At 64.8% G+C, this 23927-nt stretch carries 10 protein-coding genes and 1 rRNA gene; 8 read left to right on the top strand and 3 right to left on the bottom strand.

Translation table 11 applies throughout. The annotated features are described in order from the left end of the window. Positions 1–6 precede the first annotated feature (6 nt). Together ACI2KK_RS28125 and ACI2KK_RS28130 are read left to right on the top strand one after the other, a co-directional pair. Entirely contained in the window at positions 7–12009 is a 12003-nt protein-coding gene (locus ACI2KK_RS28125; protein ID WP_404671524.1) for an immunoglobulin-like domain-containing protein, read from the top strand. Between the two features lie 81 nt (positions 12010–12090). Next, positions 12091–12432 carry a tryptophan synthase subunit beta gene (locus ACI2KK_RS28130; protein WP_217843489.1) on the top strand — a complete coding sequence of 114 codons (342 nt, stop codon included), beginning with the start codon at positions 12091–12093 and terminating at the stop codon, positions 12430–12432. Between the two features lie 524 nt (positions 12433–12956). Here ACI2KK_RS28130 and lapD read toward each other — a convergent pair. Beyond that, positions 12957–14903, bottom strand: coding sequence for a cyclic di-GMP receptor LapD (gene lapD, locus ACI2KK_RS28135; protein WP_404671525.1), 1947 nt, complete (start codon positions 14901–14903; stop codon positions 12957–12959). A gap of 10 nt (positions 14904–14913) precedes the next feature. Next, on the bottom strand, positions 14914–15606 hold the full coding sequence (gene lapG, locus ACI2KK_RS28140) for a cysteine protease LapG (protein WP_404671526.1): 693 nt from the start codon (positions 15604–15606) through the stop codon (positions 14914–14916). Positions 15607–15867: 261 nt separating this feature from the next. Here lapG and ACI2KK_RS28145 point away from each other — a divergent pair, with 261 nt between their 5' ends. The 6 genes from ACI2KK_RS28145 to ACI2KK_RS28170 all read left to right on the top strand — a co-directional run bounded on the left by ACI2KK_RS28145 (position 15868) and on the right by ACI2KK_RS28170 (position 23410). Next, positions 15868–16560: a GntR family transcriptional regulator gene (locus ACI2KK_RS28145; protein ID WP_404671527.1), complete on the top strand. Its 693-nt coding sequence runs from the start codon at positions 15868–15870 to the stop codon at positions 16558–16560. 44 nt (positions 16561–16604) lie between these two features. Continuing rightward, positions 16605–17171 (top strand): thioesterase domain-containing protein, encoded by a 567-nt coding sequence (locus ACI2KK_RS28150; RefSeq protein ID WP_404671528.1) that lies wholly within the window; start codon positions 16605–16607, stop codon positions 17169–17171. A 596-nt stretch (positions 17172–17767) separates the two neighbouring features. Beyond that, on the top strand, positions 17768–18544 hold the full coding sequence (locus tag ACI2KK_RS28155) for a DUF3050 domain-containing protein (RefSeq protein ID WP_217886843.1): 777 nt from the start codon (positions 17768–17770) through the stop codon (positions 18542–18544). Beyond that, positions 18541–19470 (top strand): diiron oxygenase, encoded by a 930-nt coding sequence (locus ACI2KK_RS28160; RefSeq protein ID WP_404671529.1) that lies wholly within the window; start codon positions 18541–18543, stop codon positions 19468–19470. The genes ACI2KK_RS28155 and ACI2KK_RS28160 overlap by 4 nt, the downstream gene beginning before the upstream one ends. Before the next feature lie 10 nt (positions 19471–19480). Then, positions 19481–22912, top strand: coding sequence for an amino acid adenylation domain-containing protein (locus ACI2KK_RS28165; protein ID WP_404671530.1), 3432 nt, complete (start codon positions 19481–19483; stop codon positions 22910–22912). Positions 22913–22942: 30 nt separating this feature from the next. Beyond that, positions 22943–23410, top strand: coding sequence for an SRPBCC family protein (locus ACI2KK_RS28170; RefSeq protein ID WP_404671531.1), 468 nt, complete (start codon positions 22943–22945; stop codon positions 23408–23410). A 426-nt stretch (positions 23411–23836) separates the two neighbouring features. On the opposite strand, the gene rrf is transcribed toward ACI2KK_RS28170, so the two are convergent. Next, positions 23837–23927, bottom strand: a 5S ribosomal RNA gene (gene rrf / locus ACI2KK_RS28175); the annotation flags it as partial.

Genomic DNA, 23927 nt, shown 5'->3' on the forward strand with positions numbered 1-23927 from the left:
GGCGCCGTGACCAACGACGTCTACCAGGGCCATGCGCCGGTCAGCAACAACATCACCGGCGTGTCCGGCGGCAACTACGAGAATCTGGTCGCCAACCAGGATCCGGTCAGCACAACTGTTACTGATGTTCAGGACACCACCACGGTGACCCTGACCGCAACTCCGAGCGTCGCCGAGGGCGGTACGATCATCTACACCGCCTCGGTCGGTGCGCCGGTGACTGGTTCACCGGTTGTGGTTTCGCTGGCCAACGGGCAGACCATCACCATCCCCGTCGGCCAGAGCTCTGGCACTGCCACGGGCGCCGTGACCAACGACGTCTATCAAGGCCACGCACCAGTTACCAACAACATCACTGCCGTTAGCGGCGGTAACTACGAAAATCTTGTCGCTAACCAAAACCCAGTCAGCACTTCTGTCACTGATGTGCAGGACACCACCACAGTGACCCTGACCGCTACGCCAAGCGTGGCCGAAGGCGGCACCATCATTTACACCGCCACGGTCGGGGCTCCGGTTACCGGCAGCCCGGTCGTGGTTTCGCTGGCCAACGGGCAGACCATCACCATCCCGGTCGGCCAGAGTTCCGGCACCGCTACCGGGGCAGTGACCAATGACGTCTACCAAGGCCACGCTCCGGTCAGTAACAACATCACCGGCGTCAGTGGCGGTAATTACGAGAACCTGGTCGCTAACCAGAATCCGGTCAGCACTACCGTCACCGATGTGCAGGACACCACCACCGTCACGCTGACCGCTACGCCGAGCGTGGCCGAGGGCGGCACGATCATCTACACCGCCTCGGTTGGCGCACCGGTCACTGGCTCGCCCGTCGTAGTGACCCTGGCAGGCGGCCAGACCATCACCATCCCGGTCGGCCAAAGCTCCGGCACTGCAACCGGCGCGGTAAGCAACGACGTCTACCAGGGCCATGCGCCGGTCACCAACAACATCACCAGCGTGTCTGGCGGCAATTACGAAAACTTGGCGGCCAACCAGAACCCAGTCAGCACCACGGTCACCGACACCCAGGACACCACCACGGTCTCCCTGTCGGCCACGCCGAGCGTCGCTGAAGGCGGCCAGATCACCTACACCGCTACCCTGACCAACGCAGCCCAGTCTGCAGTCACCGTTACCTTGAGCAACGGCCAGACCATCACCATCGGCGCCAACCAGACCTCGGGCAGCGTAACCGTCGCTGCGCCAGGGGATGACCCGTATGTGGATGCCGGCCAGGTGAGTGCGCGCATCACCGGCGCCAATGGCGGCAACTTCGAGAACCTGGCGGTCAACAGCACGCCTGCGGTGACCAACGTCACCGATACCATCGACACCACCATGGTCACCCTGAGCGCCACGCCGAGCGTGGCCGAAGGTGGGACCATCATCTATACCGCCAGCGTCGGCGCACCGGTGACAGGTTCGCCTGTCGTGGTAACCCTGGCCAACGGGCAAACCATCACCATCCCCGTCGGCCAAAGCTCCGGCACTGCAACCGGTGCGGTGACCAACGATGTCTACCAAGGCCATGCGCCCGTTACTAACAACATCACCGGCGTCAGCGGTGGCAACTACGAACACCTGGTCGCCAATCAGAACCCGGTCAGCACCAACGTGACCGACGTGCAGGACACCACTACCGTGACCCTGACCGCCACGCCGAGCGTGGCCGAGGGCGGCACGATCATCTACACAGCCTCGGTTGGCGCACCGGTCACTGGCTCGCCCGTCGTGGTGACCCTGGCAGGCGGGCAGACCATCACCATCCCCATTGGCCAGAGCTCCGGCACTGCCACTGGCGCCGTAACCAACGACGTCTATCAAGGGCATGCGCCAGTCACCAACAACATCACCGGCGTCAGTGGTGGCAACTACGAGAACCTCGTTGCCAACCAGAACCCGGTCAGCACTACCGTCACCGATGTTCAGGACACCACCACGGTGATCCTGACCGCCACGCCGAGTGTGGCCGAGGGCGGCACGATCATTTACACCGCTTCGGTCGGGGCACCGGTGACTGGCTCACCGGTCGTGGTTTCGCTGGCCAACGGCCAGACCATCACCATCCCGGTCGGCCAAAGCTCCAGTACGGCCACGGGTGCGGTGACCAATGACGTCTACCAAGGGCATGCACCGGTCACCAACAACATCACCGGCGTCAGCGGTGGCAACTACGAGAACCTCGTTGCCAACCAGAACCCGGTCAGCACTACCGTCACCGATGTTCAGGACACCACCACCGTTACCCTGACTGCCACGCCGAGCGTTGCCGAAGGTGGGACGATCATTTACACCGCCTCGGTAGGTGCTCCGGTGACTGGAAGCCCGGTCGTGGTGAGCCTCGCAAACGGGCAAACCATCACCATCCCCGTTGGTCAAAGCTCGGGGACGGCAACCGGCGCCGTGACCAACGACGTCTATCAAGGCCACGCGCCAGTTACCAACAACATCACCGGCGTTAGCGGCGGTAACTACGAAAACCTGGTCGCCAATCAGAACCCGGTCAGCACAACCGTCACTGATGTGCAGGACACCACCACCGTCACCCTCACCGCAACGCCAAGCGTGGCCGAGGGTGGGACCATCATTTACACCGCCAGCGTAGGCGCACCAGTGACTGGCTCGCCGGTCGTGGTTTCACTGACCAACGGGCAAACCATCACCATTCCTGTGGGCCAAAGCTCAGGCACCGCCACCGGCGCCGTGACCAACGACGTCTACCAAGGCCATGCGCCGGTCACCAACAACATCACCGGTGTGTCCGGTGGCAATTACGAGAATCTGGTCGCCAACCAGAACCCGGTGAGCACCACGGTCACCGACGTACAGGACACCACCACGGTGACCCTGACCGCCACGCCAAGCGTGGCCGAAGGCGGCACGATCATCTACACCGCGACCGTCGGGGCTCCGGTCACTGGCAGCCCGGTCGTGGTCAGCCTGGCCAACGGGCAGACCATCACCATCCCGGTAGGCCAGAGTTCCGGTACTGCCACTGGCGCGGTGACCAACGACGTCTATCAAGGCCATGCGCCGGTCACCAACAACATCACCGGCGTCAGCGGCGGCAACTACGAAAACCTCGTAGCGAACCAGAACCCGGTCAGCACCACCGTCACCGATGTTCAGGACACCACCACCGTTACCCTCACCGCCACGCCAAGCGTGGCCGAAGGCGGCACCATCATCTACACCGCTACGGTTGGGGCTCCGGTCACCGGCAGCCCGGTCGTGGTGACCCTGGCCAATGGGCAGACCATCACCATCCCCGTCGGCCAAAGCTCCGGCACAGCTACGGGTGCGGTGACCAACGACGTCTACCAAGGCCATGCGCCGGTGACCAACAACATCACAGGTGTCAGCGGTGGCAACTACGAGAACCTCGTAGCCAACCAGAATCCGGTGAGCACCAATGTCACCGATGTTCAGGACACCACCACCGTGACCCTGACCGCCACGCCAAGCGTGGCCGAAGGTGGCACCATCATCTACACCGCGACGGTCGGGGCTCCGGTCACCGGTAGCCCGGTCGTGGTCAGCCTGGCTAACGGACAGACCATCACCATCCCAGTTGGCCAAAACTCCGGCACCGCAACCGGCGCCGTGACCAACGACGTGTACCAAGGCCATGCCGCGGTTACCAACAACATCACCGGCGTATCCGGCGGCAACTATGAAAACCTGGTAGCCAACCAGAGCCCGGTCAGCACCAGCGTCACGGATGTGACGGACACCACCACGGTTTCGCTTTCGGCTACCCCGAGCGTGGCCGAAGGCGGCCAGATCATCTACACCGCCACCCTGACCAATGCCGCCCAGTCTGCAGTCACCGTGACCCTGAGCAACGGCCAGACCATCACCATAGGCGCCAACCAGACCGCGGGCAGCGTGACGGTAGCCGCACCGGGCGATGACCCCTATGTCGATGCTGGCCAGGTGAGTGCGCGCATCACCGGCGCCAGCGGCGGCAACTTCGAGAATCTGGCGGTCAACAGCACCCCAGCGGTGACCAACGTCACCGATACCATCGACACCACCACAGTGACCCTGAGCGCCACGCCGAGCGTGGCCGAAGGCGGCACCATCATTTACACCGCCACGGTCGGCGCACCGGTGACCGGCAGTGCGGTGGTGGTGACACTTGCCAATGGCCAGACCATCACCATCCCCGTTGGTCAAAGCTCGGGCACAGCAACCGGCGCCGTGACCAACGACGTCTACCAGGGCCATGCTCCGGTTACCAACAACATCACTGGGGTATCCGGCGGTAACTACGAGCACCTGGTAGCCAATCAGAACCCGGTCAGCACCACCGTTACGGATGTTCAGGACACCACGACGGTGACGCTCACCGCTACGCCAAGCGTGGCCGAGGGTGGGACCATCATCTACACGGCTACAGTCGGGGCTCCGGTCACTGGCAGCCCGGTCGTGGTCAGCCTCGCCAACGGGCAAACCATCACCATTGGAGTTGGTCAAAGCTCCGGCACTGCAACCGGCGCCGTGACCAACGACGTCTACCAAGGGCATGCACCGGTCACCAACAACATCACTGGGGTCAGCGGCGGCAATTACGAGAACCTCGTTGCCAACCAGAATCCGGTCAGCACCACTGTCACCGACGTTCAGGACACCACTACCGTGACCCTGACCGCCACACCGAGCGTGGCCGAAGGCGGGACGATCATTTACACCGCAACGGTTGGGGCACCTGTAACTGGCAGCCCGGTCGTGGTCAGCCTGGCCAACGGGCAGACCATCACCATTCCGGTCGGCCAAAGCTCCGGCACTGCCACGGGTGCGGTGACCAATGACGTCTATCAAGGTCACGCACCGGTCACCAACAACATCACCGGGGTCAGCGGCGGCAACTACGAGAACCTGGTCGCCAACCAGAGCCCGGTCAGCACCACCGTCACGGATGTGACGGACACCACGACGGTATCGCTGTCGGCCACACCGAGTGTTGCGGAGGGTGGCCAGATCACCTACACCGCCACCCTGACCAATGCCGCCCAGTCTGCAGTCACCGTTACGCTGAGCAACGGCCAGACCATCACCATCGGCGCCAACCAGACCTCGGGCAGCGTGACGGTAGCCGCACCGGGCGATGACCCTTATGTGGATGCCGGCCAGGTCAGCGCACGCATCACCGGCGCCAGCGGCGGTAACTTCGAAAACCTGGCAGTCAACAGCACGCCAGCGGTGACCAACGTCACCGATACCATCGACACGACGACCGTGACGCTTACCGCCACCAATTCGGTTGCCGAGGGTGGCACCATCGTATACACCGCCACGGTCGGGGCACCGGTCACCGGCAGCCCGGTCACGGTGACGCTGACCAATGGCCAGACCATCACCATTCCCGTGGGCCAAAGCTCTGGTACCGCCACCGGCAGCGTGACCAATGACGTGTATCAGGGGCATGCACCGGTCACCAACGGCATCTCCAATGTCAGCGGCGGCAACTACGAAAACCTGGTGGCCAACAAGACACCGGTCAGCACCACGGTGACCGATGTGCAGGACACCACTACCGTGACCCTCACCGCCACGCCAAGCGTGGCCGAGGGCGGCACCATCACCTACACCGCCACGGTGGGTGCACCGGTGACCGGCAGCCCGGTCGTGGTAACCCTGGCCAACGGGCAGACCATCACCATCCCCGTCGGCCAAAGCTCCGGCACAGCTACGGGTGCCGTGACCAACGACGTCTACCAAGGCCATGCACCGGTCACCAACAACATCACCGGGGTCAGCGGCGGCAACTACGAAAACCTCGTAGCGAACCAGAACCCGGTCAGCACCACCGTCACCGATGTTCAGGACACCACCACAGTGACCCTGACCGCCACGCCAAGCGTGGCCGAGGGTGGGACCATCATCTACACGGCTACAGTTGGGGCTCCGGTCACTGGCAGTCCGGTCGTGGTAAGCCTGGCCAACGGCCAGACCATCACCATCCCGGTCGGCCAGAGTTCCGGCACGGCAACCGGCGCCGTGACCAACGACGTCTACCAAGGCCATACGCCGGTGACCAACAACATCACCGGCGTCAGCGGTGGCAACTACGAGAACCTCGTTGCCAACCAGAATCCGGTCAGCACTACAGTGACCGATGTTCAGGACACCACCACCGTGACCCTGACCGCCACGCCAAGCGTGGCCGAGGGCGGCACCATCACCTACACCGCCACGGTGGGTGCACCGGTGACCGGCAGCCCGGTCGTGGTCAACCTGGCCAACGGACAGACCATCACGATTCCGGTCGGCCAAAGCTCCGGCACCGCCACGGGTGCTGTGACCAACGACGTCTACCAAGGCCATGCCGCAGTCACCAACAACATCACCGGCGTATCCGGCGGCAACTACGAAAACCTGGTCGCCAACCAGAACCCGGTCAGCACCAGTGTCACTGATGTGCAGGACACCACCACGGTTTCGCTTTCGGCTACCCCGAGCGTGGCCGAAGGCGGCCAGATCACCTACACCGCAACCCTGACCAATGCGGCGCAGACTGCCGTCACTGTCACCCTGAACAACGGTCAGACCATCACTATCGGCGCCAACCAGACCTCGGGCAGCGTCACGGTGGCCGCACCGGGTGATGACCCTTACGTGGATGCCGGCCAGGTCAGCGCGCGCATCACCGGCGCCAGCGGCGGCAACTTCGAGAACCTGGCGGTCAACAGTACGCCTGCGGTGACCAACGTCACCGATACCATCGACACCACCACGGTCACCCTGACCGCCACGCCGAGCGTGGCCGAGGGTGGCACCATCATCTACACCGCCACGGTCGGCGCAGCAGTGACCGGCAGTGCGGTGGTGGTGACCTTGACCAACGGGCAAACCATCACCATCCCTGTCGGCCAGAGTTCCGGCACCGCCACCGGCAGCGTGACCAACGACGTGTATCAGGGCCATGCCCCGGTCACCAACGGCATCTCCAACGTCAGCGGCGGCAACTACGAAAACCTGGTGGCCAACAAGACACCGGTCAGCACCACGGTGACCGATGTGCAGGACACCACCACCGTGACCCTCACCGCTACGCCGAGCGTGGCCGAGGGCGGGACCATCGTGTACACCGCAAGCGTGGGGGCGCCGGTGACCGGCAGTGCCGTGGTGGTAACACTTGCCAACGGCCAGACCATCACCATCCCGGTCGGGCAAAGCTCCGGCACGGCAACGGGCGCCGTGACCAACGATGTGTACCAGGGCCATGCCCCGGTCACCAACAACATCACCGGCGTGTCCGGCGGCAATTACGAAAACCTGGTGGCCAACCAGACACCGGTCAGCACCACCGTGACCGATGTGCAGGACACCACCACGGTGACCCTGACTGCCACGCCGAGCGTGGCCGAGGGCGGCACCATCGTTTACACCGCCACCGTCGGCGCGCCGGTCACCGGCAGCCCGGTCGTGGTGACGCTGGCAGGCGGCCAGACCATCACCATCCCGGTCGGCCAGAGCTCCGGCACGGCCACCGGTAGCGTCACCAACGACGTTTACCTGGGCCACGCCCCGGTCACCAACAACATCACCGGGGTCAGCGGCGGCAACTACGAGAACCTCGTTGCCAACCAGAACCCGGTCAGCACCACCGTGACCGACGTGCAGGACACCACCACTGTCACCCTCACCGCCACGCCGAGCGTGGCCGAGGGCGGCACCATCATCTACACCGCTACCGTGGGCGCCCCGGTCACCGTCACGCCGGTGGTGGTGACCCTGACCAACGGCCAGACCATCACCATCGCGGTGGGCCAAAGCAGCGGCACCGCCACCGGCACGGTCACCAACGACGTGTACCAGGGCCACGCGCCGGTGACCAACAGCATCAGCAGCGTCAGCGGTGGCAACTACGAAAACCTGGTGGCCAACAAGGGCGTGCTCAGCACCACGGTCACCGACGTGCAGGACACCACCACGGTGACCCTGACCGCCACGCCGACCGTGGCCGAAGGCGGCCAGATCGTCTACACCGCCACCCTGACCAACCCGGCGCAGACCGCCGTGACGGTGACCCTGAGCAACGGCCAGAGCATCACCATCGGCGCCAACCAGTCCTCGGGCAGCGTCACCGTGGCGGCCCCGGCCGACGATGTGTACATCGATGCCGGCCCGGTCAGCGCGACCATCACCGGCGCCAGCGGCGGCAACTTCGAGAGCCTGGCGGTGAACCCGGCGCCAGCAGTCACCGCGGTGACCGACACGATCAACAACACTACGGTGGGCATCACCGGCAGTGCGACGGTGGCCGAAGGCAGCAACGCCACCTACACCCTGACCCTGAGCAACGCGCCGCAGACCGACGTGGTGGTCAAACTGAGCTACAGCGGCACCGCCACCAACGGCGTCGACTACACCGGCGTTGCCAGCGTGGTGATCAAGGCCAACAGCACCTCGGCCACCTTCACCATCCCCACCCTCAAGGACAACATCACCGAGGGCACCGAGCAGTTCAACGTGAAGATCGACTCGGCCACCGGCGGCAACTTCGAGGGGCTGGTGGTCAATGGCAACGCGGCCAGCGTCACCACCCAGCTGTTCGAGCCGGCGCCGGTGCTGGACCTGGACGCCAACGACTCGAGCGGCAAGAGCGGCGCCGACTACCAGACCACCTACACCGAGAACGGCGCGGGCAACTCGATCAGTGACCTGGATATCTCCATCACCGACTTCGACAGCAGCCAGCTGGCCGGCGCCACTGTCACCCTGACCAACCGCCAGCCGGGCGATGTGCTGAACCTGGGCAACAGCGTCAACGGCATCACCATCACCTCGACGGTGACGGGCGGCCAGGTGGTACTGACCCTGAGCGGCACGGCCTCGCTGGCCGACTACATGCAGGCGATCAAGAACATCACCTTCGCCAGCACCAGCGAGGACCCGAGCACCACGCCGCGGGTCATTACCGTGACGGTGACCGACGGGGTCAACGTGTCCAACACCGCCACCACCACGGTGAACGTGGTGGCAGTCAACGACGCGCCGGTTACCACCGGCGGCGCGGTGACCGGGGTGGAGGACACCGAGCTGGTGCTGAACTGGAGCAACTTCAACGTCACCGACGTCGACAGCCCGGCCTCAAGCCTGGGGGTGACCTTCACCAAGCTGCCGGACCTTGGCAACCTGAAGTTCTTCAACGGCACCGCCTGGGTGGACGTTACCCTCAACCAGACCGTGAGCCAGGCCGATATCAGCGCCGGCAAGCTCAAGTTCGTGCCGCTGGCCAACCAGTCCGGCGTCGACGGCTACGGTGGCACGGGTGTGGGCAACAAGCAGGCGGACTACGCGCAGGTGAAGTACAAGCCCACCGACGGCATCACCCCGGGCAGCGAGGCCACGCTGAAGGTGGACATCGCCCCGGTGGCCGACAAGCCGAACCTGAGCATCGGCAGCAACAACGTCAACTCCCTGGGCTTGACCAAGGAGACCTGGACCAGCCTTACCGGCCTTGGCACCAACGGCAACGGCATCACCGGCGATGCGTTGAAGACGGTGTTCGCCAACTCTGGCAACGCCAGCAAGAGCGAAACCACCACCAACGTGCAGTCCGATGCCAGCGTGGCGGCGCAAAGCGGCTCGAAGACTTCCGGCCTGATCTACCTGGAAGCCGGCAAAACCTACACCTTCAGCGGCACCGCCGATGACAGCCTGCTGGTGAACATCGGCGGCAAGAACGTGGTCACCGCCACCTGGGGCGGCGGCGGCACGGTGGCGGGCAGCTACACGCCGACCACCAGCGGCTACTACACCCTGGAGATCTACCACGCCAACCAGTCCGGCCCGGGTAGCTACGACATCAACGTGAAGGTGGGCAACGGGCTGGTCACCGACCTGAACAGCACCAACATTCCGATGTACCCGAACGTCACCGAACTGGGCAACGCCGGGGTGACGGTGTCGGATCTGCATGGCAGCAGCGGCCAGGGCTATTACGACGGCTTCAAACTCAACGAAGGGCCGGAGAACGGCAGCGTCAAGCTGGTGGGCATCACCAGCAGCCTGACCGACACCGACGGCTCGGAGAGCCTGAGCGTGAAGCTGGGCGGCATCCCGGCCGGTTCGGTGGTGACCGACAATGCCGGCCACAGCATTACCGTGGGCACCACGGCGGTGGATGTCACCGGCTGGAACCTGGGCAGCCTTGCGATCAAGCCACCGGCCTACTACTACGGCCAGTTCGACGTGAAGGTGACCTCCACCTCCAGCGAGAGCGTCGGCGGCAGCGTTGCCAGCAACGAGGGCACGCTGAAGGTCACGGTGTACCCGGAAACCTACACCTCCACCAACCTGGGCACCGACAGCGATACCAGCACCGGCACGGTCAACAACGACATCATCGTCGCCGACGTGACCGGCCTGCACGTGGTCGCCGGCAAGGACTACAACATCGCCTTCATCGTCGACACCTCGGGCAGCATGGGGCAGTCCGGCGTGGACGGTGCCAAGGCGTCGCTGGAGTCGGTGTTCAGGACGCTGGCTGCGAGCGTCAAGGGTTCGCTCTCGGGGACGGTCAACATCCTGCTGGTGGACTTCGCCACCCAGGTCAAGAGCACGGTGTCGGTGACCCTCAACGATGCCGGGCTCAAAACCCTGCTCAACGCGCTTGGCACCATGAGCGCCGATGGCGGCACCAACTACGAGGATGCCTTCAAGACCACCGCCAACTGGTTCCAGACCCTGAAGAACGCCGGCAATACCGGCAGCAACCAGACGTTCTTCATCACCGACGGCCAGCCCACCTACTACCAGACCGGCGAGCAGGGCAACCCGACGCTGGCCAACAGCACCACCAAGCTGGACACCTTCCTCAGCACCATCAACTACAAGGTGGGCGACACGGTCACCAACTACGCGCTCGACGCCACCAACCGGGTGTCGATCGACAGCAGCGGCAAGCTGACCGCCGAAACCCGCGGAAACTTCGACCTGCTGACCTGGAGCTACAAGTGGAACACTGTGACCAGCGGCAGCATTCGCGCCGAGGGCAACGGCGGTTATGAGCTGTCGACCCGCGCCGGTACCGGCAACACCACCACCGACGCGACCCTGACCAACTCCACCGACAGCTACAAAATCCTCGCGGCGCTGTCGACGGTGGAGGCCATCGGCCTGAACAGCGGGGTCAACACCAACGACCTCAAGCCCTACGATTCGGACAGCACGCCGCAGACCAACATCGACCCGACCAAGCTGGCCGATGCCATCCTCGGCCACACCGAGGCCACCGTGCCCGGCTCGGACCGGGTGGACGGCGGCGACGGCCACGACATCATCTTCGGCGACCTGGTGACCTTCGATTCGATCCCGGGTACCGGGGTGGAGGCGATCCAGGCGTTCGTCGCCACCAAGCTGGGGGTGGATGCGGGCGACGTGGATGCGCGGATGATGCACCAGTATGTGTCGGAGCATTACACCGAGTTCGACGTTTCGCGCAGCAACGACGGCAACGACACGCTGATGGGCGGGGCCGGCAACGACATCATCTTCGGCCAGGGCGGCAACGACTACCTCGATGGCGGCAAGGGCAACGACATCCTGCTGGGTGGCACCGGCAACGACACCTTGCTGGGTGGGGAAGGCAACGACCTGCTGTTTGGCGGGGCCGGCAACGACACCCTGATCGGCGGCAAGGGTAACGACATCATGACCGGCGGTGCCGGGGCCGACACCTTCGTGTGGAAGGCCGGCGACACTGGCCAGGATGTGATCAAGGACTTCAAGGTCAGCGAAGGTGACCGCCTGGACCTCAGCGACCTGCTGCAGGGCGAGCGTGGCACCACCATCGACAATTACCTGAAGATCACCACGGTGGGCGGCGAGTCGACCTTGCAGATCAGCACCGAGGGCAAGCTCAACGCCGCAGGCGGGCTGGCCAATGTGGATGTGTCGATCAAGCTCGAGGGTGTGAACTGGTCGAACACTTCGATCAACTCGCTGATCAGTGGTGCCGACCCGACCATCAAGATCGACAACTCCAACAGTTGACCGGCAGGCGCAGCCTGGCAATTTTGCCTAAGCTGCGCATAACCCAACCAGCAAGGAACCAACGTGACGAGGATGGAAGCCATGTTCTACGTGCAACGCGACGAGTTCGGCCAGTTGCAGCGGGTAGAAGCCGCCCCCTTCGCCGAGCACAACGAACTGCTGCCGGCCGACCATGCCGAAATCCAGGACTGGTTTGCCGACGACCTGGTGGAAAACAGCCTCAAGCAGCTCAAGCAGAGCGACCTGGACATGATTCGGGTGCTCGAGGATTTGATCGAGGTGCTGACCGAGAAGGGCGTGATCAGCATCACTGACCTGCCGGCGGGGGCCCAGGCCAAGCTGCTCAACCGCTCCACGGCGCGGCGGGCGCTGGGTAGTTTGAACAACCTGATCGAAGAGGATGAGGGGGGTGGGTTGATCTGAGGGCGGGGATTTTGCGAGCCCGCCGCGCTCCGTGTGTAGGAGCAACTGTCTTGCTCAATTTCTTAAGGCTGGTGCGATCCCTGTGGGAGCGGGCTTGCCGGAGTGCCGGACCACCGCGAACACCGGCATAGCCGGTGCCAACCACCGCGCTGCCTGCTTCGCGGGTAAACCCGCTCCCACAGGACTGCGTCAACCCCAAACCCAGCGCTGTGCCTGTAGCGGCTTTGTTCGCGAAAGGGCTGCGCAGCAGCCCCGGCGGTATTGCATGTTGCTCAAAATCTGGGGGCGCTGCGCGCCCCATCGCGACACGAGGCCGCTTCCCACAAGTACAGCCCTGGCCTGAAAGCCCTGTGATCCCTGTGGGAGCAACTGTTTTGTGCTGCCTGAGCCGGCCTCATCGCCGGCAAGCCGGCTCCTACAGGTACCGCATAGGCCTGCAGCAAGCGCCGTACCTGTGGGAGCGGCTTTAGCCGCGAACACCGGCGCAGCCGGTGCCAACCACCGCGACGTTTGTAAACGCGGGTTCAACGCCAGGGGGCGGGCTCGCCCACCAGCTGGCCCTGAATACCTTGCACGCCCATCTTGCGCAGCACCTGCTGCTCGCCGTCGGTTTCCACCCGCTCGGCGATCAGCGGCAGGTCGATGCTGTGCGAGGCGCGCTGGATGGCCTCGATGAACAGGCGCTTGTGCTGCTCCTGGTCGATGTGGCGGATGTAACTGCCATCGATCTTCAGGTACGCCAGGCCCAGGTGCGCCAGGTTGCCGATCATGCTGAAACGCCCGCCAAAACGCTGCAGCGCCAGGCCGAAACCCAGCCCGCGCAGGCGCCGGGTGAGCTTTTCCAGCGCGGCTTGCTCGGGCAACTGCTCCTCGCCGATCTCGAAGGTCAGGCGCGGGCCGGCGTTGCGGTGCTGGCCGAGCAGGTCGAACACCTGCTGCAGCGCCTTGGGGTCGGCGAGTGTTGCACCGGACAGGTTCAGTGCCAGCGACTCGGCATGGGCCGGCAGGTGCGCCAGCACTTTTTTAAGCATCAGCAAGTCCAGCCGCGGCATCCAGCCGAAACGCTCCAGCCAGGGCAGGTAGCGGCCGGCCGCAACGGCCTCGCCCTGTTGGTCGAGCAAGCGTGAAATGACCTTGTAGTGCAGCACCCGCGCGGGCATGTGGCTGTCGACCACCGGCTGGAAGAACAGCTCGAAGCGGCCCTCATCAAGAGCTTGGTCCAGCCGCTGGTGCCAGTCGTGGTGGCCGTCGCCGGCGCTGGCGGCAAGGCCTTGCTCCAGGCATACCCAGCCGGGCTGCGGCTGGGCTTCGGCGCGGGCCAGGGCCTCGTCGGCGAGCTTGAGCAACGCCTGCGGGGCATCGCCTGGGGTGTAGGGCGCAAGGCCTATGCAGGCCACCGGGTCGACATCGCTGGCACCGGTACTGTGCAGGCTTTGCAGGGTGACGGCCAAGGCCTGAGCCAGCTGGACCGCCTCGTCATGCACCATGCCTGGCGCCAGCACGGCGAATTCACCGCCGCGGCTGCGGGTGATCAGGTCGTTGGTTTCGGGGTATTGCGCACAGGTGCGGCGCAGTTGCTCGCCCACCGCCTGCAGCAACTGGTCGGTGTGCTGGCCGCCCAGGCGGGCATTGAGGCCGGCCAGGTCCTGCACGCGGGCCAGCAGCAGATAACCGGCGCGGGCGTCTTCAGCATTGCTGACCCGGGCGTTGAGCTGCATCTCGAAGTAACGCCGGTTGGCAAGGCCGGTGAGGCTGTCCTGGTAGGACTCGTTGCGCAGTTGCTCGCTACGCTCGGCCTGCTCGCTGAACAGCGCCTTGAGCTTTTCGACCATCTGGTTCATCGCCTGCACCACCCGGCGCAGCTCGGGGGTGCGTGGCAGGTCCGGCAGACTGAGGAATTCGCGCCGGGCGATGGCGTGGGACTGCGCCACCATGTAGTCCAGCGGGCGCAGTTGGCGGCGCAGCAACAGGGCGCCGAGTACCGCGCTGACCGCGCCGCACAGCAGCAACCAGCCGAGGCTGCCCAGGGCGCTCTGCCACAGTTTTGCCAGGGCGAACATCGGGTGGCTGATCACCTCGACCCGCGCCGCCTGCTGCCAGCCACGGCTGACGATGGCGTCGCCGCCGGCCGGCTCCAGGCCGATCAGCCGGATGAACCAGCCGGGCACCTCGCCGCTGTCGGGTTCGGCGTGGCGCTCGACCAGCACGGCGTTGGACTGGATATCGACAACCTTGATGCTGGAGTAGTAGCCGCTGTCGAAGATCGAGCTGACCATCAGCTCGACCATCGCCGGGTCGTCGATGCTCGGCGTCAGCGACAACGCCAGCGCGGTGGCGGCGTCCTGGGCGTGGGAGCGCAGCTGGTTGACGTACTGGCTGCGCGAACTCTCCAGGCTGACCATGAAGCTGCCGCTGAAGGCGACCACCAGGAACAGGCAAATGGCAAGCAGCAATTGTTTGAACAGTGACATCTGTGCTCCCTCAGTAAACCGGTTCGGCCGGGAATCCTTCGGCCTGCATTTTCTTCAGCAAATCCTGCCAGCGTGACAGGCGCTTGGTGTCGCCGACCTTCTTGTTGCCCGCCGCGCCCGTCAACCACAGGCCTTCACCATTGAAGGCGTAGACCGGCAGCAGGTCGCTGCGCTGGCTGGCGGGCTTGATCGCGTCCATCAGGCTGTCGAGCACCAGGGGCTGGGCCTCTGGGCTTGAATAATAGGTCAGGACCATGTGCGCCCGGTTCTGGCGCAGCGCCTTGACGTAGGTGATGCGCAGTTTTTCGGCGGGGATGCCCATGCGCCGCAGGCTGAAGTACTTGGCGATGGCGTAGTCCTCGCAGTCGCCGGCGCCCTTGATCAGCGACTGCACCGGCGTTGCCCAGTAGTCCACCTCGTGCCACAGGTCGATGTCTTCGACGTAGCGCAACTGCTGGTTGAAGAACAGGTTGACCGCCTTCAACTGCGCCTGCTCATTGCTTTGCTGCTGGCTGGCCAGCAGTTGCTGCCAGGCGTCGATGCGACCCTGCCCCGCCCCGAGCGGTCCGTAAAGGGCCTGGGCGCGACGGCTGATCTGCGAGAAGTCCCAATCGGCCTGGACGCCGCCCAGCAGCAGGCAGCCGAGCACCACGGCCAGGCCGAGGCGGCGTAGGGTGGTGCTGAGCGCCCAAGGTTTCGCCACTGCGAACACCCGTTCAGGTCCGTTGGAAGGTGCGATGGTGCAAGCTGGGGAAACAAAACACAACGGCACACTGCCAGCTGTCGGCAAACCCGCTTCCTACAAGGGCTGGCGCCCTTGGCCGTCTTCCCAATGCCTGCGACTTCATTCACGATAGCCGCGTTTGCCCATGGGGCTGCGCTGCCTGGGCAAACACAGTGTTTGACAAGCGCCCCCCACCCTCTCTAGTGTTATTGGATCCAATCTTGCCGAGGCGACCCCTGCGTGGCTGAGAAACCCAAACTCCTGAGCACCGTCCTGGGTAGCGAGCAGGTTCCTGCGCACCTGGCCCGCAGTGTCATCGAAGAACGCCTGCGCAGCGCCATTCTCGACGGTCGCCTGCCGCCAGGTACGGCCGTGCGCCAGCAGGAGCTGGCCACGCTGTTCGGCGTCAGCCGCATGCCGGTGCGCGAGGCGCTGCGCCAGCTCGAGGCGCAATCGCTGCTGCAGGTGGTGATGCACAAGGGCGCGGTGGTCGCGCCGCTGATCGGTGAGGACGCAGTAGACACCTACGGCCTGCGGGTGCTGCTGGAAACCGAAGCACTGCGTCAGTCGATCCCGCGGCTCGATGCCGACGACATTGCCCTGGCGCGCGGCTACATCCGCCAGCTGGAGAGCGAAACCCGCCACGCCGAGATCGGCCGCCTGAACCGCCTGTTCCACATGTCGCTGTACAGCAAGGCCGGCAACCAGAAGCTGCTGCGCCTGATCGAGATCGAGCTCAACGAGGAGGAACGCTTTCTGCGCTTCCACCTGTCGTCGATGGGCCTTGGCAAGCTGACCCAGGATGACCACATCGCCCTGGTGGATGCGGCCAGCGACAAGCTGGTGGACGAAGCCGTGAGGATGCTCGAAGAGCACCTGAACAACGCGGCACGCACCATCCGCAACTACCTCGACAGGCAATCGGCCACCTGACCCCACGCCAACGGCGTGGCCAGGCATAAGGAACGGCAGTGCACGTGCAGACCCAAGCACCCCACGAACAGCCCACCAGGATTCGCCTGATCTGCCTGGCCTGCAGCCGCCAGCAGCTCGAGCAGTACCGCCAGTGGGCCGAGGCGTTGAGCGAGCCGGTGGAGGTGATCGCTGTCGACCTGCCAGCCACCGCCTGCCTCGACAGCATCGACCCTGGCGAATCCAGCCATGCCCTGGCCAGTGCCCTTGGCGAGCGGCTGGAGCCGTTTTTGCAACACCCCCACGCGATCTTCGGCCAGAGCCTGGGCGCCCATGCGGCGCTGGCATTGGCGCAATGGGCGCAGCGCCGCTGGCCGGGGCAGACCCGCCACTTATTTGTTGCCAGCTGTGACAGCCCGAGCTTTGCCAGCGGCGGTGACAGCACGCCCCTGCAGGTGCCGATGACGGTGCTCTACCCGCCGGGCTCGCTACCGGCGATGCTGGGCTGGAACCCGCTGGCCCACGGCGGCCTGGAGCTGATCGAGCTGCCGGCCCATGCAGTGGACGGCGCCCCGTTCAACCAGCGCATCGTGCGCATCTTCCATACCCACCTCGGCCTGCTCAGTTTCTAGGCCCCCCTGCCCTGTCTGACTGCGCTGCGGCGAACGCGCAGCGTGCGCTGCTGGCCATGGCAGTGCCAGCATTTTGGGCACACTCTAGTCCCCGCAGCGGCCGCTGATCGTCAGTAGCGGACCTGGCCGCCTGCGCCCACATCCACCTGCAGAAGGAGCCTGCCACCGGGGCCAGGACCGCCAGCCGATCAGCCGCCCCTAAATAATCCCGACCTTCGACACCCGTTCATCAGTGCTCCGAGTGAGGCATTCACTCTGCATCTTTTTTCTGATCGTTAATGATCGGAAGGGGTACTTATTGCCCAAATCAAAACAACTTCATTGTTTTGATCGGGCAACTATCGACTTCAAAAAGTTGCAACTTGCAAATACTTCAAAAAACAATTGCAAGTACTTTGGAAGTTGCTCTAGCTTTTATAGCGCCGATGCAGGGGCACCTGGCCCACCGTGAGCCCAGGCGCCATTTGACCTGCACGGCCCTTGCACGCCGTGAGATATCGAAACTTCGTTCGAGGTACCTGCTCGCCCGATGTTTTGAATCGCTTCAACTGCAAGGCATCAACCGACCTGTATAAACATGCCAGATGGAACTAAACATGAGCCCATTGAAACGCACACTTACCGACAAGAAACAGACACTCTCCCAGCACCCGTTATTCTCTGAAATCGACTCGCTGGATACCCTGCGCCGGTTCATGGAAACCCATGTATTTGCCGTATGGGACTTCATGTCGCTGACCAAGCGCCTGCAACAGGAACTGACCTGCGTCAGCCTGCCCTGGCTGCCGCCGGCCGACCCTGCGGCGGCGCGCTTGATCAACGAGATCGTGCTGGGCGAGGAGTCCGATGACCGCCTGGACCACGGCCACTACAGCCACTTCGAGCTGTACCTGGACGCCATGCGCGAAGTGGGTGCCAGCACCCAGGCGATCGAGCGTTTCGTCAGCCTGATGCAGCAGGGCGTCAGCCACCCCGAGGCGCTGCAGCGCGCCGGGGCCAGCGAGGCGGCGCAGCGCTTCGTGCGCGACACCCTGGAGGTGGCCCTGGATGCACCGGCGCACCAGGTGGCCGCGGCCTTCCTGCATGGCCGCGAAAGCGTCATCCCGAGCATGTTCCAGCAGATTCTCGACGAGTGGGGTATCGGCATCGAGCAGGCGCCGACCTTCCGTTACTACCTGCAGCGCCATATCGAGGTGGACTCCGAAGATCATGGCCCGGCCGCCGAGCAACTGCTGGCGCGCCTGGTCGAGCATGACCCGGTGCGCGAGGAGGATGTCTACGTGGCGGCCATTGCCGCAGTGGACAGCCGCATGGCGCTGTGGGACCGCCTGCGTGCGTCGATCAAGGCGCCGCTGGCCGAGGTTACGCCATGAATGCCGCCGAGTACCGCTCCTTCGCCGATGCCTGGGAAGAGCGCGCGACCATTCGCACCCGGCCACGGCGCCGGGTGGAGGATGACCAGCGGCTGATCTACCCGCTCAGCCGCCAGCCGCTGGTGCTGGGCGCGGCCTTCCAGCGCGAATGCCCTCAGCTGCGCGATTTCGTGCTGGTGCAGAGCCTCTACAAGTTCATCAACGACGTGGTGATCTTCGAGACCGAAATCGTTGACCGCACCGCCCGGCGCATCGCCAAGGACCGTTTTGCCGTGCGCTTTCCGTTCGCCTGCCGCTACGACGCCATGACCGTGGTGGTGGACGAGGACTACCACGCCCTGGTGGCGATGGACTTCTTGCAGCAGACCATCGCCCTGACCGGCATCGAGCCGATCGCCCTGCCCCAGGAAATCGAGCTCAGCCGGGCGATACCGGCGGCGCTGGAGCGGGTGCCGGAGGCCCTGCGCGATGCGATGGAGCTGATCTGCGTGGGTATCGCCGAGAACACCTTGACCGACGACGTGGCGGCGTTTGCCCGGGACGACACGGTCAAGCCGTCGGTGAAGGGGCTGATGGCCGACCACCTGCTCGACGAGGGCCGCCATTCGAGCTTTTGGGCGCGACTGACGCGGATTTACTGGCAGGCCGCCCCGGAGGCGGACCGCCGGGCGTTGGCCGAGGTGCTGCCGGTGTTCTTGCGCGAGTACCTGACCAACGACATCCAGCAGGGTTTTGACTTTGCCCTGATCGCTGCGTTGCCGGTGAGCGAGGCGGTGCGCCAGGCCCTGCGCGAAGAAGTGCAGGGGCTGGCGTTCCCGATCAATCACCAGCACCCGCTGCTGGGCAACATCCTGCGCTTCCTGCGCAGCAGCTCGATGCTCGACGCCGGCTGCGTGCAGGACGCGCTGCGCGACTACCTGCCCTGAGGAGCACACCATGAGACGCCTCGACATACTCCTGGCGGGCACCAGCCCCGCCCTGGGGGAACTGGCCTGCCAGCTCGACGCCCAAGGCCACGGCGCGGCCACGGCTGGCAGCGCGCAAGCCCTGCGCGAGCAACTGGCCAGCCACCCCGACCTGGTGGTGGAAGATGGCAGCCTGGCCCTGGCCAGCGGCGACTGGCAGCCCTTGGGGGCCACGCCGCTGCTGCGGCTGCGCCTGGGCGCAAGCTTCGCCGAAACCTTGCCGCGCCTGGAAACCCTGTGCTGGTGTGGCAGTGCCAGCGCGCAACGGTTGATCGAACGCCAGCTGGTACCGGCACCGGCTTCGGGCAATGGCCGGCAGTTGCGTGAAGATGCCCTGCAGGCGCTGGGCGACCTGCTGGCGCTGCAGGTCAACCGTTTTGCCCGCAACCCGCAGTACCTGCATGAAGCGCCGGCGGTCAGCCCTGGCGCGCATGAGCGCGAGCATGGCCTGGACTGGCTGGAGGCCCTGGCCTACCGGCACCCCTTCAACCGCACGCTGCGCGCCGACCTGCTGGAGCAGGCCGAAGGCGGGCTGATCGTGCAGCTGGAGCAGAGCCTGCGGCGAAATGCCGGGCGCCCGGCGCTGAACCGCCAGGGCCTGCGTGAAAGTTATGCACAGCTGCACGCGCGCACGGTGGGCATTCAGCGAGCCCTGCTGCCACTGCTGCCTGCCGAGGGCGCGCCACCACCGGTGGTGGCGGTGTGCATGGCCAAGTCAGCCGAGCTTTACGCCAGCTTGCTGGCGATTATCGGGTGTGCGGCCATCTACCTGCCGTTGGACCCGGCCACGCCGGTGGAGCGTCGCCAGCGCATCCTCGCGGATGCCGGTGCCTGCGTGCTGCTGCATGACGGGCAGGCGCTTGTGGATATCTTCGGCCTGGATGTGCGTGATATTGCGCCGGCCGAGGAAGCTCCCCTGCCGAGCCTGGCCGTGCGTGAGGCAACGCCTGGGCGGGCCTGCGTGGCGATCTACACCTCGGGTACCACCGGGCTGCCTAAGGGGGTGCTGCTCAGCCAGCGCAACCTGACGCATTTCATGGCCTGGTATCGCGAGCATGTGGCGCTGGATGCCGGCTGCCGGGTGCTGCAGTTCTCCACCATCGGCTTCGATGCCTCGCTGCTGGATATTCTGCCGACCTTCGCCTGTGGCGCCGAACTGGTGCTGCCCGATGAGGAGCAGCGCCGCGACCCGCAGGCGTTGCTGGGGCTTATCCACAGCCAGGAAGTCAGCCATGCCTTCCTGCCACCGGCGCTGCTGAGCATCTTGCCCCGCGAGGCGCATCTGGGGCTGCGGCACCTGATCACCGGCGGCGATGTGTGCGAGCCGGAGGTGATCGCCCGGCTGGCCGGGCAGTGCCACTTGCACAACATCTATGGGCCGACCGAAACCACGGTGCTGGCCACCACCCGGCTTTTCGCTGCCGGCGATGGCAACCGCAACCTCGGGCGGCCGATCGCCAACACGCAAGTGCTGATACTCGACGAGCAATTGCAGCCCGTAGCGGAGCAGACCCCTGGGGAGCTGTATATCGCCGGGCCCGGCGTCGGGCTGGGTTACCTGAACAACGCAGTACTGAGCGCGGAGCGCTTTGTCGAGTTGGGTCTGCCGGAGGGGCGCTCGCTGCGCGCTTACCGCACGGGCGATATCGGCAAGTGGACGGCGCAGGGTATCGAGTTGTGCGGGCGGCGGGATAACCAGGTGAAGATCCGTGGCTACCGTGTGGAGCCCGAGGAGATCGAGCACTGCCTGCGCAACAGCCGCCTGTTCGGCCAGGTGGCGGTGGTGATCGATGGGCAGCGCCGGGTGCTGGCGTTTGTCGCCCAGCCTGAGGGCGCGGAGGCTGAAACACGGCTGCGTGAGCATGCCGAACGTGCCCTGCCCGACTACATGCGCCCGACGTTCTACCAGGTGCTGGAGCAGATGCCCTACACCGCCAATGGCAAGGTGGACCGCCAGGCGCTGCTGCTGCGCCCGTTGGCGCTGCCTGCGAGCGAGCGGCTGCAACCGGGTACTGCGACTGAACAACAGTTGCTCGGCCTGTGGAGCGAGCTGCTGGAGCTGCCGCAGGCGGATATTTCGGCCGACGACAGCTTCTTCAACCTGGGTGGGCATTCGATCCTGCTGTCGCGGCTGCTGCTGGAGGTGCGCGAACGCTTCGGCCGGGGCGTGGCAATCAACCGCTTCATCGAGCTGCCGACACTGCAGCGCCTGGGGGCGTTGCTTGATGGCGAGCAGGGGCAACAACAGGAGGTGCTGGCGGCGCTGGAGCGGGATGCCAAGCGCGAGCTGGGGTTGCAGGTGCTGCCGGTGGAGCGCCTGGGTGATGTGCACAAGGTGATCGTCACCGGGGCCAACAGCTTTCTCGGTGTGCACCTGGTGGAGGCGCTGCTGGATTGGGGCGCCACCGAGGTGGCCTGCCTGGTGCGAAGTGCTGGCGGGCAAAGTGCCGACCAACGTTTTGCCCAGGCGCTGGCTGACAACCAGGTGCAGCTGGACCTGGCCCGTGTGCGGGTGTTCGAGGCCGACTTGCGCAAGCCGCAGCTGGGGCTGAGCCAGGCCGACTACGACTACCTGGATACTGGCTACGGCGCGCTGCTGCACAACGCGGCGCAGGTGAACCATGTGCTCGACTATCAGGTGCTGGCAGCGGACAACATCGAGCCGCTGTTCGAGTGCCTGCGCCTGTGCGAGGGGCGGCGCAAGAAGATCTTCAACTTCGTCTCCACGCTGTCGGCCTGCAGCGCCGTGGACAGCCGCGGGCGGGTGCTGGAGGACGACCCGGCCGAGACGCCGCCGATTTACATCCGCAATGGCTACAACCTGAGCAAGTGGGTGGGCGAGCGGATCTTGCAGCGGGCGCGGGCGCAGGGGGTGTGGGTCAACCTGTTCCGCCCCGGCAACATCACCTTCGACAGCCGCACCGGGGCCTGCCAACCGCAGCGCAACCGCTTGATGCTGATGCTCAAGGGGTCGCTGCAACTGGGCCAGGTGCCGGGGCTGGAGATCGACTTCGACCTGATGCCGGTGGACTTCCTGGCCCGCTTCATCGCCTTCCACGGCAGCCGTCACCAGGCCGGGCAATGCGTGTTCAACCTGCACAACCCCGAGCCGCTGCGCTGGCGCGACTACCTGGCGTCATTCCACGAGCAGGGCCATGCCTTTGAGCTGGTGAGCGTCGAGCAGTGGCAGCAACAGTTGCGTCGGGTCGACCGCGACAACGCGCTGTATGACGTCCTGGGCTTCTACCTGGACGGTTTCGAAGAAGACATCGGGGATATCTCCGGCATCGCCCATGACAACGCCCGTGCCGGCGTGCAGCGCATGGGCAGCCATTACCCGAGCAAGAGCCCGGAGCTGTTACGCCGCGGTTGCCGCTACCTGGCCGACATCGGCTTTATTTGATTATTTTTTACACAACAGGAGTAACACGACATGCAAGCACTCAAGCCCGATACCTTGATCCGCAACCCGCAAGGCTGCCTGGTGGTGTCCAGCGTGGAAATTGCCGCACCTGCGGCCAGCGTATGGAACATTGTCGGCAACTTTGCCGGCTTCCCGGTGTTCATCCCGGCACTGGCGCACATCGACATGACCGGTAGCGGTGTGCGCTCGGTGCGCAAGAAGCTGTTCAAGGATGGCAACGTGGTGATCGAGCAGCTCAACTCGCGGGATGACCAGGCCATGAACATGACCTGGAGCCTGATCTACACCAGCCTGAACATCGGCAACCTGTGGGCGGCGATGGAGGTAGTCGCGATCGATGGCCAGCGCAGCCGTGCGATCTGGACCATCCAGGCCGAGCCCTGGGAAGGTGGCCCGGAGGCGCTGCCGGGCTTCCAGGCGTTCCTGCAGGGGTTTGCCGATGAGGCGATGGGGAATGTGAAGAACCTGCTTAGCTGACAGGGCTGAGCTGTATTGAAAGGCCGTCCCCTTTGGGGGCGGCCTTTTTTTGTGCCTGTTTGGGCCCTGCCGCTGGCAAGCCGCCTTCTATAGAGCAAATCACAATTCGTTGATTTAACGGAGGGAGCGGCTTTAGCCGCGAACACCGGCGAAGCCGGTGCCATCTAGCGCGGCGCCTGCTTCGCGGCTAAAGCCGCTCCCACAGGTGTCGAGGCGCTCTTGCAGCCTAGTTCTCTGCACGACAGCGCAATCTCCAAACAGGGAATGCGGCAAAGGCAGTCGGCATGGTTCTCTTTAGCCAGCAGGGCTTGAGACTGTACCTGGTAGGAGCCGGCTTGAACGGCGATAAAGCCGGCGCAGACATTTCATATGCGCCAGAAAGACAAAACCCCCGACCGCATGGCGATCAGGGGTTTCGGAATTGAATCTTGACGATGACCTACTCTCACATGGGGAAACCCCACACTACCATCGGCGATGCATCGTTTCACTGCTGAGTTCGGGATGGGATCAGGTG

This window comes from Pseudomonas sp. NPDC089406 (genome assembly GCF_044900265.1).
GTDB classification, from domain to species: domain Bacteria; phylum Pseudomonadota; class Gammaproteobacteria; order Pseudomonadales; family Pseudomonadaceae; genus Aquipseudomonas; species Aquipseudomonas fakonensis.